This window comes from Streptococcus sp. BS35b, from assembly GCF_000286475.1.
GTDB classification, from domain to species: domain Bacteria; phylum Bacillota; class Bacilli; order Lactobacillales; family Streptococcaceae; genus Streptococcus; species Streptococcus oralis_W.
The window spans coordinates 159,441-173,111 of sequence record NZ_ALKH01000002.1 but is presented as its reverse complement, the minus strand read 5'-3'; the positions used below and the strand labels follow the sequence as shown (position 1 = coordinate 173,111).

Below are 13,671 nucleotides of genomic sequence, written 5' to 3'. Positions count from 1 at the left end.
TTGATTTTCGTTACAATTTGTGTCTGAATTTATTGCATTTTGCTTATTTCTATGATATCTTTTTAAAGGAGGTGTATATGACTAAACAAAAAATAAATCAAATTGTCGGTTCAATTGGAGCCTTTATCGGGATTGTTGTATTTATCGCCTACATCCCACAAATTTTTGCCAATTTACAAGGCAACAAAGCTCAACCATTCCAGCCTTTATCCGCAGCAGTATCTTGTTTAATTTGGGTTATTTACGGATGGACAAAAGAGCCTAAGAAGGATTGGATACTAATTATTCCAAACTCAGCTGGCGTTGTCTTAGGTGGACTGACATTTCTTACTGCACTATAAAAGTTACTAGCATATAATCAAAAAGCTGAGAGGAGTTTCTCAGCTTTTTTCTACATTCTCAGATAATTAGATGCCTGCACTCACTAATTTCCGTTTTTCCACTCACAATCATTCTCATGGTCATCAACCAGACCTGCAGCCTGAAGAAAAGATAAAACGGCAACTGGGCCTGTGAACTTGAAACCTCGTTTTTTTAGATCTTTGGCTAATTTTTCAGATAAGGCTGTTTTAGCAGGTGCTAGGTGATAGTCAGGAACATCATTCACGATAGTTTTTCCCTCAACAAAAGACCAGAGGTAGGTATCAAAAGAGCCGTAGTTTTTCTGGACTTGTAAAAATGCTTGGGCGTTGGCACGCGTAGCAAAAATCTTGGACCGATTTCGGATGATGGCTGGATTATCTAACAGGGCTTCCAACTCCCCATCTGTTATTTCCGCGACCGCCTGAATTTGATAGCCATGAAATACTTCTCGGAAAGCCTGGCGTTTGTTTAGTACCGTTTCCCAAGACAGACCAGCCTGATAAGTCTCCATACAGAGCAGTTCAAAAAGAGCGCGATCATCATGAAGGGGCTGTCCCCACTCCTGGTCGTGGTAGGCGATGTAGAGCGGATTGGTCATCTTGACCCACGAACAACGTTTTGGCATACTATTCTCCTATTTGACCAACATTTTAAGGGCCGACTTGATATAGTTCTCAGCTGTATCCGAAGTCCCTTCAAAGAATTTCTTGATCTTCTTGAGTTCAGTTGCCTTGTAGCCCAATGCCAACATGGCTTCCATAGCTTCTTCCAGTTCTTGGTTTTCAGCGCTGGTTTGCACTGAGACTTTGGCAGGAAGGTCATCACTAGCCACGACTACCTTGCCTTCCAAGTCCAGCACCATCTGTTGGGCTGTTTTCTTGCCAATTTTGGGGAACTTGGTCAAGTAGGTGATGTTCTTAGTCTCGATGGCTTGAACCAAGCCAGCATTGTCATCGGCAGCGATAATAGCCAAAGCTGATACAGGACCAATCCCAGAGACCGAGATTAGACTAAGAAAAAGTTTTTTCTCATCTTCTGAGCGAAAGCCGTAAAGCAGATGAGCATCCTCACGGACAACTTGGTGCACATAAATTTGAGTTTCTTGATTGACCTGACCTGAGTAAGCATAGGGATTGGCTACATGCAGGATATAACCGATACCATTCGTCTCTAGGACAATGTATTTAGCAGTGATTTTGGTAATGATTCCTTTTAAATATTCGTACATAGTTTTTCTCCATTATTTTGCCTATCTAGTATACCATATTTCCCCAAGACAGACTGCAACAAAAGGTGCAACCTCTGGTTGACAAATAGTACAGGAGATTGTATTCTCATTATAAGTAAAAATTGTTAGGATAGAGGTAGAAAAAGGAGGATAGAATCATGAAACTCGCAGAAAAACTATTTGAGCTCCGAAAGGAAAAGGGTTGGTCCCAGGAAAAGCTAGCTGAACAAATCAATGTTTCTCGGCAAAGCATCTCAAAATGGGAGTCTGGACAAGTCCTTCCTGAAATCGAAAAAATCATTGAATTAAGCAAGATTTTTCAAGTGACAACTGACTATCTGCTACTGGATGAAAACTCTGAAAAAGATTCCACAGCAGTAATTTTTGAGGAAGACAAGGACAAATACTATAAGGAGGTTAAATCCTTTGGTCTTTGGCAAGTGATTTATATTTTCGTCTTAGCTCTGGCTATCTATCTCTTTTTAGCTGGTTCTAGTTTTCCAGCCGAGTTCACCGCCTGGATTTGGCTGACCTTCGTTCTTTTGATTGCTTCAGCGATTGCTATCAGCAAGACTCTCAAAACCAAACAACGTTATCTTGATAAAGTGATTGGTCTTGAGAATCCCTCAAACCAAGACGACTCTATGAAACCTTGAGTCAATTGAATCATATTTCTCATTACTTTTTCTTGTCAAGCAAGTGTAAACCTCATGGCAAGTTGCCATGTCCATTCAAAATTCCCACCATAGAAAAGCTAAAAAGCCTTGTTCAAAAGGAACAAAGGCTTTTTGTGTTCTTAATATTTCCCCAACTCACGAAGACTCGTATGATTTTCCTGAATACGTCGGAACATCTTTTCCATATCCGACTTGGTAAAATGCACCAAAACCGGACGTCCGTGTGGACAGTTATAGGGATTGTCACATTGAGAAAGCTGATAAAGGAGCTGTCTGGCTGAGTGATCATCGATGCGATGGTTGGCCTTGATAGACCGCTTGCAGGACATCATGATAGCCAGCTCTGCTCGGTATTTCTTGATCGAAACTTCCTTGGTCAAAAGGAGCATGTCACACATTTCATAGATGCCAGACTCGATTTCTTCCTCTACCATCCAAATAGGATGCTCACGCAGGATAAATTGATTTTCTCCGTACTCTGCTAGAAAGACGCCTACTTCCTCTAAAAGTGCCATTCTTTCCTTGAGACGAAGAGCATCATCTGCAGGAAATTCAAAGATGTAGGGCACTAGGAGTTGCTGCTGGCTCTGGTCAACATTGCCGATGCTTTCACGGTATTCCTCGTACTTAACTCGTTCCTGAGCCGCGTGCTGGTCTATGATGTAGAGGCCATCTCTCCCTTGGGCAAAAAGATAGGTCCCGTGCATTTGTCCGAAAAACTCCAACTCTGGGAAGCTGGATGATTCTTCTCGCTCCAGCTTGTCATAAGCCTTATCGAGGCTAGCAAGATCTAACTCTGGATGGTCCAATTGGTCATAGTTAGCAAGCTTTCTCTCTGCAAAATGCAGTTTTGCGGGCTTGGTTAGCTGGTCCAAGGTTTCCTTGGCAAACAGAGTTAGGTCCCTACCCTCCTCAGTTAATTCAACCTGATGATCAGCCACCTCAGCTTGACTAGGTCTTGAGAGTTCTGTTTTTTCATAGTAGAGCGTATTTTCTTTGAGTGGGAGAATGGTCTGCTCCACCTTTTGACGATTACGCACGGTCGACTTGGCAAGATTTTCCAAGGCATCTGGGATCAAGGCTTGTTCCTTGAGACTATTTGAAATAGCTTCTGAAAGCAGCACCATCAGTTCTCTTTCCTTAGAAATCCGCACTTCTTGTTTGGTTGGATGCACATTGACATCTGCTAGGTAAGGATCGATATGGATGTGAATAACAGCCAGTGGAAAACGACCTACCATGAGTTTGCTTCCGTAACCGTCCAAAATAGCGCGATTGAGCAAGAAGTTCTTGATATAACGGCCATTGATGAAGAGGCTGATATAGTTGCGATTGGCTCGGGTTAACTCAGGCAGAGACACAAAGCCTGAAATTTTGAAATCTAGATCCGAATTCTCAATGGCAATCATCTTCTTAGCACTCGCCAAACCATAAATCCCTGCGATGGCTTGTCGCAGTTGGCCAGTCCCTGCTGTCCGCGTCATTTCCTTGCCATCACTAATCAAACTGAAGGAAATCTCAGGATGGGCCAACCCCAGACGGTTGACAATATCAATGATATGAGACAACTCCGCTTGCTGGCTCTTCATATACTTGAGACGTGCCGGTGTGTTGAAAAAGAGGTCCTCCACACAAACCTTGGTCCCCACAGGACTAGTCGCTGGAATGACTTCCTCAACTTCTCCCCCACGCGAAACGAGCTTGGTCCCATGACTCGCACCATCCACCGCTGTCAATAAAGTCAAGACACTAACAGAAGCAATAGAAGGCAGGGCTTCACCACGAAAGCCGAGCGTCCGAATCCGAAAGAGGTCTGCTTGATTTTTTATCTTACTGGTCGCATGTCGACGCAAGGCCAATTCCACCTCATCGTGGGCAATTCCATGACCATTATCGGTGATTTGAATCTTCTTGAGACCAGCTTCCTCGATCTCAATGATAATCTGGCTAGAACCCGCGTCAATAGCATTTTCTACCAACTCTTTGACCACACTGGCAGGACGTTCAATCACTTCTCCTGCCGCAATCTGGTTTGCCAGCACCTCTGGCAATTCAATAATATGAGACATCTTTCAGCCCCTTTCTGTATCTATTTTCCTAGAAATTGATTAGTGCTATTATACCACATTTCAGATAGGACCGAAAAATCAAGCGCCACATAGACTCCAAATCCCTCCACATAGACAAAAGCTCTTGCCACGGGTCGTAAAATAGTGGTATACTCAATAAAAATCAAAGAGCAAACTAGAAAGCTAGGCGCAGACAGTACTTTAGTACGGCAAGACGACGCTGACGTGGTTTGAATTTGATTTTTGAAGAGTATTAATAAAGGTGTACAAGAAGTGAGATTAACCTTGTATAACTGAAAAGGAGGGAAATTTATGAAAGTAGAACTACAGATTAAGGAGACATACAAGGAAGAAAAGCTGATTGTCCAAGCACCTAAATCAACCGAGAAAGTCCAGAAAGTTATCGAGTTCGCTGAAAATCTTGACCAAAAAGAAACAATCAAAGGAAAGATTGAAGATCAGGTCTATCTAATTGAAATTAGTAAGATTCAACGCTTCTATATCGAGAATCGCAAGGTTCTAGCAGAAACTGCATCTCAGACCTACAGTATTGATTTGCGACTCTATCAAGTTCTTGAAATCTTACCGACAACTTTTATCCAAATTTCCCAATCTGAAATCGTCAATATCGACTCCATCTCTCACCTCAAGCTCACGCCCAACGGTCTGGTTGAAATTTTCTTGAAAAACGAAAGCTTCACCTACTCTTCACGCCGTTACCTAAAAACCATCAAGGAGAAATTAGAACTATGAAAAAACAAATCTTTCACGATGCAGCCGCTGGTGTACTCATCGGCCTCATCCTCTCTATCCTCTTTTCACTCATTTATGCACCAAATACCTATGCCCCACTGAGTCCCGAGTCTCTTATCGGCCAAGTGATGGTTCAACATCAGGTTCATGGTGCCCTGGTCTTGCTCTACTGTATGGTCATCTGGTCAGCTATCGGAGTTCTCTTTAGCTTTGGCGGTCGCTTATTCAGCCGTGACTGGAGCCTGCTCCGTGCCACACTTTCCCATTTCTTCCTCATGCTGGCAGGCTTTGTCCCACTGGCAACTCTGGCTGGTTGGTTCCCCTTCCACTGGACCTTCTATCTCCAGCTCATTCCAGAGTTTGCGATCGTCTACCTCATCATCTGGGTTATTCTCTATAAAAGAGAAGCAAAAAAAGTAGACCACATCAATCAACTCTTAGCCCATAAAAAGTAATAGAGAAAAATCCCACTCACAAATGCATGAGTGGGACCCTTTTTATAACTTTTGTTTGAGCTCAACCAAGACATTCATAGCCTGCATAGGTGTCATATTGTACACATCCAGTTTAGCTAATTCTGCTAGGATAGGATGCTCTTCGGGCGCATCAAAGAGTGACATCTGTTCAGTGACGGCACTTGTTTGCCTCATCGGAGCAGGACCTTCCGTCCCTTGACTCTCCAGTTGGGTCAAAATCTTATCCGCCCTTGCTAAAAGTTCTGCTGGTAAACCAGCAATCTTAGCCACATGGATACCGTATGATTTGTCAGCTGGTCCTGGTTCGATCTTGTGAAGGAAGGTCACCTGCCCATCCTGTTCTAAGGTTGCCACGTGAACATTGACCAAGTGTTCCAGGCTAGACCCCAGACTGGTCAACTCATGATAGTGGGTCGCAAAGAGGGTCTTGGCTCCGATATGTTCATGGATGTATTCGATGATGGACTGGGCAAGAGCCATCCCGTCATAAGTAGCAGTTCCTCGACCTAGCTCATCAAAGAGAATCAAGGAATCCTTGGTCGCATGCGAAATGGCATTGTTGGCCTCCATCATCTCTACCATGAAGGTTGATTGACCTGAAACCAAGTCATCTGCTGCTCCGATACGGGTAAAGATAGCATCAAAAATCGGCAAATGGGCGCTTTCTGCCGGCACATAAGAACCCAGCTGAGCCATAACCGCAGTCATGGCTAGCTGCCGCATATAGGTAGACTTCCCACTCATGTTGGGCCCTGTAATCAATTGAATGCTGGTATCTTCTGCCATCTGAATCGTATTAGGAATATAGGTCTGAGCTCCCATGACCTTTTCGACGACAGCATGGCGCCCTTTCTGGATATCAATTTGTGAATCGTCTCCAAACTCCGGTCGAATCAAATGCTGGATTTCAGCCACAACCGCCAGACTTTGCAAGACATCAACCGTCGCAATTCCTTGGGCTAGAGCCTGCAAACGCTGAATGTACTTGCCGACTTCCTCACGGATGCGCATAAAGATTTCATATTCTAGGTTGGCTGACTTCTCACGCGCCTCCAGCATATCCCCCTCGATACGGGCTAATTCTTCGGTACCAAAGCGTTCCGAGTTTTTCAGTGTCGCCTTGCGGAAAAAGTGGGCTGGCACATTCCCCAGTTGCGAATTGGTCACATGGAAATAGTAGCCGTCCTTTTTATTGTAGTCAATCTTAAGCGTACTGATGCCAGAGTTTTCTCTCTCCTTAGCCTCAATCTCAGCAATCCAGCTAGTCCCTTCTCTGAGCACACGACGGTACTTGTCTAAGGTCTCATCAAATCCCGTACGGATAATGCCCCCTTCCGTAATCACGTGAGGAGCTTCAGGAGCAATGGCAGCACTAATCAAGCTCTCCAACTCAGGGATGGCATCTAACTGTTCGATAAGATAGGCTAGAGCAGGCTGCTCCATGCCTTCTAAAATCGCACGAATCCGTGGCACACTGGATAAGGTGGTCGCCAATTGCAAGAGATCCTTGGGATTGGTCTTGCCAAAAGAAACCCGACTAGCCAAACGTTCGATATCATAAACACCCTTGAGACTGTCTGTCAAATCACTGCGCTCAAAGAAGTGGTCAAGAAAGACCTGCACCACCTCTTGACGTTGGACGATTCGCTCCTTATCAATCAAAGGACGATGAATCCAAGAACGTAAGAGCCGCATACCCATAGCCGTTTTGGTTTCATCCAAAAGCCAGAAAAGACTGCCTTGCTTCTTACCTGAACGGGCATTCTCAACCAAATCCAGACTAGCCTTAGTCGCATAATCCATCTGCAAGAAATCTTTGATTTCATAGCGGATAACTGGTTTGAGGTGATTCAATTCCCGCATCTGGGTCCGGTGAACATACTGGAGGAGCTTACTAGCTGCTGCTTGCTCCACATCTGCCAGTCGTGGATCTAGTAAATGAAGGTCCTCAAAGCCTTCCTTCTCATAAGAAAGCACCAGATTCATCTGACGACTGAGGATTTGTTCTTCTTCCTCAGACAAGTCATAGCCCAGCACCACTTCTCGAGCCTTGAGGTTACGAATTTCCCCACAAACTAGCGTGAAATCCAATAAACCTGTCACATAAAAATCACCCGTCACCAGATCCATATAAGCTAAACCAAATTGATTGCCATCACGATCTAAGGCAACCAAAAAATTATTCTGACTATCGGGCTTACTGCTATCAACTACTGTACCAGGTGTGATGACCTGAACCACCTCTCGCTTGACAACCCCAACTGCCTGTTTAGGATCTTCCATCTGCTCGGCAATGGCCACCTTATAGCCCTGCTCGATCAATACGTCGATATACTGCTGGGCAGAATGATAGGGGACGCCCGCCATGGGTATCGGATTTTCTGCATTTTTATTCCGACTCGTTAAGGAAATTTCTAAAATTTGTGCTGCATTGATTGCATCTTCATAGAACAACTCGTAAAAATCACCCATCCGAAAAAGCAAAAAAGCATCTGGGTATTGTTTCTTAATATCCACATACTGTTGCATGCCGGGTGATAACTTTTCTGTTGCCATTTTCCGTCTCTCCTTGCTAAAAATAAGTCTTGAGAGCACCTCCCAAGACCTTATTTATCTTTCATCAAATCTAGCAAACGATCTTCCATCAGCTTGGCAACGTGCTGGTCTCGACAAATAACCAATAAGGTATTAGCACCAGCAACCGTTCCTAAAATCCATTCATCCTTGTTTGCATCTACAATGTTTGCTAAGACTGCAGCTTCCCCAAGTTTGGTATGAAGTACCAAGGTGAATTCAGCTCTTGCAACTCCTTCTAAATGATGAGACAAAAACTCAACTAAATCAATCTTATCTGTCTCATTTGCTAGTACATAATACACCATATCATTTTTCTTAACCTTGGTCAAGCCGATTTCACGCAAATCACGTGACAAAGTCGTTTGTGTCACATAAACATTACGAGCTTCTAAACGATCTTGAATCTCTTTTTGTGTCCCAAGTTTTTCTTCGGTGATCATCTTTTTAATCAACTGATGCCGTTCTCTTTTTCTCATATTATCCTCTTAAGTGAATATTTATAACAAGTTTTACATTTATTTTATAACTACATTATACCAAAAAAAATAGATAATTCAAAAAAATTCTTTTCTTTCTCAAAAAATGTAGTAAATTGTGTTAAAATAGTAAAAAAGCCCAAAAGGAGCCCTTATGAATACAAAAGAATTGATTGCTAGCGAGTTAGCTAGCGTCATTGATAGCCTGGACCAAGAGGCTATTTTAAATTTACTGGAAACACCTAAAAACTCAGAAATGGGAGACATCGCCTTCCCTGCCTTTTCTCTAGCAAAGGTCGAGCGTAAAGCTCCGCAAATGATCGCAGCAGATATTGCTGAAAAAATCAATAGTCATGCCTTTGAAAAGGTTGTTGCTACTGGACCTTACGTTAACTTTTTCCTTGATAAATCTGCTATTTCGGCTCAGGTATTACAGGATGTTATCACTGAAAAAGATCACTATGCTGACCAAACCATTGGCAAGCAAGAAAATGTCGTTATCGATATGTCTAGTCCCAATATCGCAAAACCATTCTCTATTGGGCACTTGCGTTCAACAGTTATCGGAGATAGCTTATCACATATTTTCCAAAAAATCGGTTATCAAACGGTCAAGGTCAACCACCTAGGAGACTGGGGCAAACAGTTTGGAATGTTGATCGTTGCCTACAAGAAATGGGGAAATGAGGAAGCCGTTAAAGCACATCCAATCGATGAACTTCTTAAACTCTACGTTCGCATCAATGCTGAAGCTGAAAAAGACCCTAGCTTGGATGAAGAAGCACGCGAATGGTTCCGCAAACTGGAAAATGGAGATGAGGAAGCCCTCGCTCTCTGGCAATGGTTCCGTGATGAAAGTTTAGTGGAATTCAACCGCCTTTACAATGAATTGCAAGTCAAATTTGACAGCTACAACGGAGAAGCCTTCTACAACGATAAGATGGATGCTGTTGTAGATATTCTCGCTGAAAAAGGACTTCTTGTTGAGTCAGAGGGAGCCCAAGTTGTCAATCTTGAGAAATATGGAATTGAACACCCAGCCCTTATCAAAAAATCTGATGGTGCAACTCTCTATATCACACGTGACTTGGCTGCAGCCCTCTACCGTAAAAACGAATACCAATTTGCAAAATCCATCTATGTTGTTGGTCAAGAGCAATCTGCCCACTTCAAACAACTCAAGGCAGTACTACAAGAGATGGGCTACGATTGGAGCCAAGACATTGTCCATGTTCCGTTTGGATTGGTAACAAAAGAAGGGAAAAAACTCTCTACTCGTAAAGGAAATGTCATCTTGCTAGAACCGACTATCGCTGAGGCTGTTAGTCGTGCCAAAGCCCAAATCGAGGCGAAAAATCCTGAGTTAGAAAATAAAGACCAAGTTGCCCACGCTGTTGGAGTTGGGGCTATCAAGTTCTATGATCTTAAGACCGACCGTACAAATGGATATGACTTCGACCTTGAAGCTATGGTATCCTTTGAAGGAGAAACTGGACCTTACGTTCAATACGCCTACGCTCGTATCCAATCTATCTTGCGCAAAGCCGATTTCAAGCCAGATACAGTTGGCAACTACAGCCTGAATGATGCTGAAAGCTGGGAAATCATAAAACTACTCCAAGACTTTCCACGTATTATCAATCGTGCAGCAGATAACTTTGAACCTTCTATCATTGCGAAATTTGCGATTAGTCTTGCTCAAGCCTTTAACAAATATTATGCACATACACGTATCCTAGATGAAAGTCCTGAGCGCGACAGTCGTCTAGCACTCAGCTACGCAACCGCAGTGGTCCTCAAAGAAGCCCTTCGTTTGCTCGGAGTAGAAGCGCCGGAGAAGATGTGATTCAGTACTAACAATTGGAACTAAAGTTCCTAATTGTTAGACGCTAGCCGCTTATATGCGGACTAGCTAACTGCTTCACTAGTCATGGACTCTAAATATAATCGATTTAGAGTCCATGACGTCGTAACTATCGTGACTTTGCTAGGTGTTTCGCTAACTTACCAAACCAAATAACATCAATTTAGTTTAGGTTCTAATCTTTTAAATTACTTGAAAGCAATCTGAAAGATTGAGGCAAAATAACATTTATATTTTATTCGGCCTTGCAGCTGTTCAATGAAATAATTTATTCACTTTTACTATTTCTTTATCACACTGGGAGATTCCTTATGAGCCAATATGCTTATATCCTCGTTGTACTTAGCTTGGTTTTCCTTTTTCTGCTCAATAAGTACGAGAAGGAAAGACTTCAAAGGCTCTACCAAGAGCAACTCTTGAAGGACGAGACATTTAGGTCTGACATCAAAGAGAAAATTCACACGACTGAAAATATCAATGATGTCATTGCACATATCAATAAAACTTACCATCTGGGAATGTTGCTCTCAAAAGACGTCACAGATCAATTGAAATAATCAAAATCCGAGAAGCTTTCTTCTCGGATTTTTTAGGCTTACCATATTCTCGTTGGAGAAATTTCATTAATGCATGTAAAGTTTTCTGTAATTTTCTGTGTTTTTTCAAAATATTCTTGCATTTCTTTTAAGTTTTTTGTAAAATAGAAGCTACCTATTCAGATTATTCTGAAAATTCAAAAATAGGAGCGTTTATTATGTCACAAGTTACGTTATCAAGCCAGTCAACCTGGGCAAGCAAACTAAAGGCAATGGGGCCAGGTATCCTAATGGCTTCTGCCGCCGTTGGAGGTTCTCACATCGTATCCTCCACTCAAGCTGGTGGTTCTTATGGTTGGTCACTACTCCTCTTAGTTATCTTGGCCAATGTTTTTAAATATCCATTTTTCCGTTTTGGTGCAGAGTATACTGCCGATACTGGTAAAACCTTGGTCGAAGGCTACGCTGAAAAAGGCAAGTTCTATCTCTGGATTTTCTTTATCCTCAATGTCTTTTCTGCTATGGTCAACACAGCCGGGGTCGCTATCCTTTGCTCAGCTATCATCGCTAGCGCTTTTCCAATGATCGGTCTTAGCATCACTCAATGGTCCCTCATCCTTGTTGCAGTCATTTGGGCCATGCTACTCTTTGGTGGCTACAAACTGTTGGATGGTATGGCAAAATGGATCATGTCTGCTTTGACCATTGCAACAGTTCTTGCAGTTATCATTGCAGCAATTAAGCATCCAGAATACAGCTCTGATTTTGTCGAGAAGACACCTTGGCAAATGGCAGCCCTCCCTTTTATCGTTTCCCTCTTAGGATGGATGCCTGCCCCTATTGAAATTTCAGCCATCAACTCACTCTGGTCTGCTGAAAAGAAAAAGACCGTCAACTTTAATACAGAGGACGCCCTTTTCGACTTTAACGTTGGTTACATTGGAACTGCTATCCTGGCTGTATTCTTTGTAGCACTCGGAGCACTCATTCAGTATCCTACAGGACAAGCAGTTGAAGCCGCTTCAGCCAAATACATCTCTCAATTCGTGGGTATGTATGCCTCTGTTCTTGGAGAATGGTCCCGTTATTTGATCACCTTCATCGCCTTTCTCTGTATCTTTGGAACAGTCATTACTGTTATCGATGGCTATTCTCGCGTTAATCAGGTTTCCCTACGACTCTTGCTAAGTCAAAAAAAGGATGATAGCAAATCTTTGAACATCTGGATGACCCTCACAGCTATTATCGGTATCGTCATCATCAAGTTCTTTGCTGGTCAAGTTTCAACCATGCTCCGCTTCGCCATGATCGGTTCTTTCCTGACAACACCATTCTTCGCTCTTTTGAACTATGTTTTAGTGACACGTGAAAATAAAAATCTTCCCTCTTGGTTAAAACTCCTCGCTATCGCAGGATTGATTTTCCTCTTTGGCTTCGCTATCTTCTTTATCTATGCACTTGCCATCGGAAAAGCAGGATAGTTTATAAAATGGCACCCTTACAGGGTGCTTTTTGTATACACAAAAAGCAGTTGAAAATCTCAACTGCCCCTCAGTACTACTTTATTTTTCTGTCTCTAACTCATACAAATCCGCAATAATCGCTGCGACCTTTTTAATATCTCCCAGCATACCACGCATTTCAAAGTCTGCTAGGACCGGGAAGCCAAAGCGCTGGCTATACTGCTTGGCTGTCAGACAGTATTGATTGTTAAAATTACGATTACCAGAACCCACTACCCCAAAACACTTACTAGCATTGTCCCCATAGGCGATAAAGTCGCCCAGTGGAGTTGTTAAAATCTCGACATCGCCGTTATCGACACCATTCCCACCTTCTAGATAGGTAGGCAAGAAAGCGATATAGGGATGTTCCATTTCAAAGAATTCTTGACCTTCCTTGACTAGGTCCTTGATATGGATTTTTTGGACCCCAATCCCTTCGTACTGGGACAAGAGATAGTCCTTGAGTCGGGTTACAAAACTCTCTGTATTCCCACTCAGACTGATATACACTAAGGATATTTTTTTCATGTTGACCTCGATTTTTATGTTTACGATATAAAAAGAACTACCAAAATTGTAACTTGATAGTTCTTTTTTGTCAATACTTAGGCAGCTTCTTCTGCTTCGACTTCCTCAGCCAAGTCCTTTTGTTGGCGCCACATCTTGTAGAAGACTAAGGCTAAAAAGAGAACATTGATGATGATGAACAAAATATTCGTCCCTTTTGCTAATGCTCCCATTCCTAAGCCAAGGGCACTATCTTTGATTAATTGAACCGCATCTTGAACGTTCATATAGCTATAAACCAAACCAACAATCGCTAGTAAAACATAGCCAACATAAGTATAGTTTGCGAATTGTACGTTTTTACGTACGAGAAACACAAAGGCTACTACAACTAAAATTGCAGATAAAACAATCAACGACATATTAAAAATAGAGTGAGAGGATTCTGACACTTTGTAAGTATAGTTGACCGTGTCTTCTAATTGTTGGGCAGTGAGCGTCCCGCTATTCGCCAGGCTAGCACGAAGAGTATCTTTACTTGGCAATGGACTCAAGATTCCAAATAATGACATAGATGAAATGAGAGCTGATAGGACTAACAAAACCCAAAGATAAATAGGATTCTTTTTCATGTTTTCCT

14 protein-coding genes are annotated in these 13,671 nt (G+C 42.6%); 7 read left to right on the top strand and 7 right to left on the bottom strand.

All coding sequences use genetic code 11. The features are described from left to right. Positions 1-77: 77 nt before the first annotated feature. A complete protein-coding gene (locus HMPREF1149_RS05035; protein WP_000166113.1) occupies positions 78-341 on the top strand; it encodes a SemiSWEET family transporter in 264 nt (87 codons plus the stop codon). Between the two features lie 83 nt (positions 342-424). Here HMPREF1149_RS05035 and HMPREF1149_RS05030 read toward each other — a convergent pair whose 3' ends face one another. Then, on the bottom strand, positions 425-988 hold the full coding sequence (locus HMPREF1149_RS05030; RefSeq protein ID WP_001126067.1) for a DNA-3-methyladenine glycosylase I: 564 nt from the start codon (positions 986-988) through the stop codon (positions 425-427). A 9-nt stretch (positions 989-997) separates the two neighbouring features. Continuing rightward, positions 998-1,591, bottom strand: coding sequence for a Holliday junction branch migration protein RuvA (gene ruvA / locus HMPREF1149_RS05025; protein WP_000273418.1), 594 nt, complete (start codon positions 1,589-1,591; stop codon positions 998-1,000). Positions 1,592-1,749: 158 nt separating this feature from the next. Here ruvA and HMPREF1149_RS05020 point away from each other — a divergent pair, with 158 nt between their 5' ends. Next, entirely contained in the window at positions 1,750-2,247 is a 498-nt protein-coding gene (locus HMPREF1149_RS05020; RefSeq protein WP_000761361.1) for a helix-turn-helix domain-containing protein, read from the top strand. A 140-nt stretch (positions 2,248-2,387) separates the two neighbouring features. On the opposite strand, the gene mutL is transcribed toward HMPREF1149_RS05020, so the two are convergent. Beyond that, positions 2,388-4,337, bottom strand: coding sequence for a DNA mismatch repair endonuclease MutL (gene mutL / locus HMPREF1149_RS05015; RefSeq protein WP_000018204.1), 1,950 nt, complete (start codon positions 4,335-4,337; stop codon positions 2,388-2,390). 312 nt (positions 4,338-4,649) lie between these two features. On the opposite strand from mutL, the gene HMPREF1149_RS05010 reads away from it, so the two are divergent. Both HMPREF1149_RS05010 and HMPREF1149_RS05005 read left to right on the top strand, forming a co-directional pair. Then, a complete protein-coding gene (locus tag HMPREF1149_RS05010) occupies positions 4,650-5,090 on the top strand; it encodes a LytTR family DNA-binding domain-containing protein (protein ID WP_000861948.1) in 441 nt (146 codons plus the stop codon). Further along, positions 5,087-5,545 (top strand): DUF3021 domain-containing protein, encoded by a 459-nt coding sequence (locus HMPREF1149_RS05005; protein ID WP_000743975.1) that lies wholly within the window; start codon positions 5,087-5,089, stop codon positions 5,543-5,545. Before HMPREF1149_RS05010 ends, HMPREF1149_RS05005 begins: the two co-directional genes overlap by 4 nt. 42 nt (positions 5,546-5,587) lie before the next feature. On the opposite strand, the gene mutS is transcribed toward HMPREF1149_RS05005, so the two are convergent. After that, entirely contained in the window at positions 5,588-8,122 is a 2,535-nt protein-coding gene (mutS, locus tag HMPREF1149_RS05000; RefSeq protein WP_000179924.1) for a DNA mismatch repair protein MutS, read from the bottom strand. 50 nt (positions 8,123-8,172) lie between these two features. Then, positions 8,173-8,619, bottom strand: a complete 447-nt coding sequence (argR, locus tag HMPREF1149_RS04995) for an arginine repressor (RefSeq protein WP_001231483.1) — start codon at positions 8,617-8,619, stop codon at positions 8,173-8,175. 154 nt (positions 8,620-8,773) lie between these two features. Here argR and argS point away from each other — a divergent pair, with 154 nt between their 5' ends. The 3 genes from argS (at position 8,774) to HMPREF1149_RS04980 (ending at position 12,500) form a co-directional block, all read left to right on the top strand. Next, the gene (argS, locus tag HMPREF1149_RS04990) at positions 8,774-10,465 is read left to right on the top strand and encodes an arginine--tRNA ligase (protein ID WP_001092714.1); all 1,692 of its coding nucleotides are present in this window, start codon (positions 8,774-8,776) and stop codon (positions 10,463-10,465) included. A gap of 329 nt (positions 10,466-10,794) precedes the next feature. Next, entirely contained in the window at positions 10,795-11,040 is a 246-nt protein-coding gene (locus HMPREF1149_RS04985) for a hypothetical protein (RefSeq protein WP_000084865.1), read from the top strand. A gap of 197 nt (positions 11,041-11,237) precedes the next feature. Then, a complete protein-coding gene (locus HMPREF1149_RS04980) occupies positions 11,238-12,500 on the top strand; it encodes an NRAMP family divalent metal transporter (RefSeq protein ID WP_000084710.1) in 1,263 nt (420 codons plus the stop codon). An 81-nt stretch (positions 12,501-12,581) separates the two neighbouring features. Here the strand turns inward: HMPREF1149_RS04980 and nrdI are convergent, their stop codons facing one another. Continuing rightward, positions 12,582-13,052 carry a class Ib ribonucleoside-diphosphate reductase assembly flavoprotein NrdI gene (nrdI, locus tag HMPREF1149_RS04975; RefSeq protein ID WP_000724246.1) on the bottom strand — a complete coding sequence of 157 codons (471 nt, stop codon included), beginning with the start codon at positions 13,050-13,052 and terminating at the stop codon, positions 12,582-12,584. 77 nt (positions 13,053-13,129) lie between these two features. Continuing rightward, on the bottom strand, positions 13,130-13,663 hold the full coding sequence (locus HMPREF1149_RS04970; protein ID WP_000740036.1) for an ABC transporter permease: 534 nt from the start codon (positions 13,661-13,663) through the stop codon (positions 13,130-13,132). Positions 13,664-13,671: the final 8 nt, after the last annotated feature.

What these genes read in the sequence shown, in the direction of transcription:
- HMPREF1149_RS05035 (WP_000166113.1), top strand. Translation starts at nt 78, where the DNA reads ATGACTAAACAAAAAATAAATCAAATTGTCGGTTCAATTGGAGCCTTT.
- HMPREF1149_RS05030 (WP_001126067.1), bottom strand. Translation starts at nt 988, where the DNA reads ATGCCAAAACGTTGTTCGTGGGTCAAGATGACCAATCCGCTCTACATC.
- ruvA (WP_000273418.1), bottom strand. Translation starts at nt 1,591, where the DNA reads ATGTACGAATATTTAAAAGGAATCATTACCAAAATCACTGCTAAATAC.
- HMPREF1149_RS05020 (WP_000761361.1), top strand. Translation starts at nt 1,750, where the DNA reads ATGAAACTCGCAGAAAAACTATTTGAGCTCCGAAAGGAAAAGGGTTGG.
- mutL (WP_000018204.1), bottom strand. Translation starts at nt 4,337, where the DNA reads ATGTCTCATATTATTGAATTGCCAGAGGTGCTGGCAAACCAGATTGCG.
- HMPREF1149_RS05010 (WP_000861948.1), top strand. Translation starts at nt 4,650, where the DNA reads ATGAAAGTAGAACTACAGATTAAGGAGACATACAAGGAAGAAAAGCTG.
- HMPREF1149_RS05005 (WP_000743975.1), top strand. Translation starts at nt 5,087, where the DNA reads ATGAAAAAACAAATCTTTCACGATGCAGCCGCTGGTGTACTCATCGGC.
- mutS (WP_000179924.1), bottom strand. Translation starts at nt 8,122, where the DNA reads ATGGCAACAGAAAAGTTATCACCCGGCATGCAACAGTATGTGGATATT.
- argR (WP_001231483.1), bottom strand. Translation starts at nt 8,619, where the DNA reads ATGAGAAAAAGAGAACGGCATCAGTTGATTAAAAAGATGATCACCGAA.
- argS (WP_001092714.1), top strand. Translation starts at nt 8,774, where the DNA reads ATGAATACAAAAGAATTGATTGCTAGCGAGTTAGCTAGCGTCATTGAT.
- HMPREF1149_RS04985 (WP_000084865.1), top strand. Translation starts at nt 10,795, where the DNA reads ATGAGCCAATATGCTTATATCCTCGTTGTACTTAGCTTGGTTTTCCTT.
- HMPREF1149_RS04980 (WP_000084710.1), top strand. Translation starts at nt 11,238, where the DNA reads ATGTCACAAGTTACGTTATCAAGCCAGTCAACCTGGGCAAGCAAACTA.
- nrdI (WP_000724246.1), bottom strand. Translation starts at nt 13,052, where the DNA reads ATGAAAAAAATATCCTTAGTGTATATCAGTCTGAGTGGGAATACAGAG.
- HMPREF1149_RS04970 (WP_000740036.1), bottom strand. Translation starts at nt 13,663, where the DNA reads ATGAAAAAGAATCCTATTTATCTTTGGGTTTTGTTAGTCCTATCAGCT.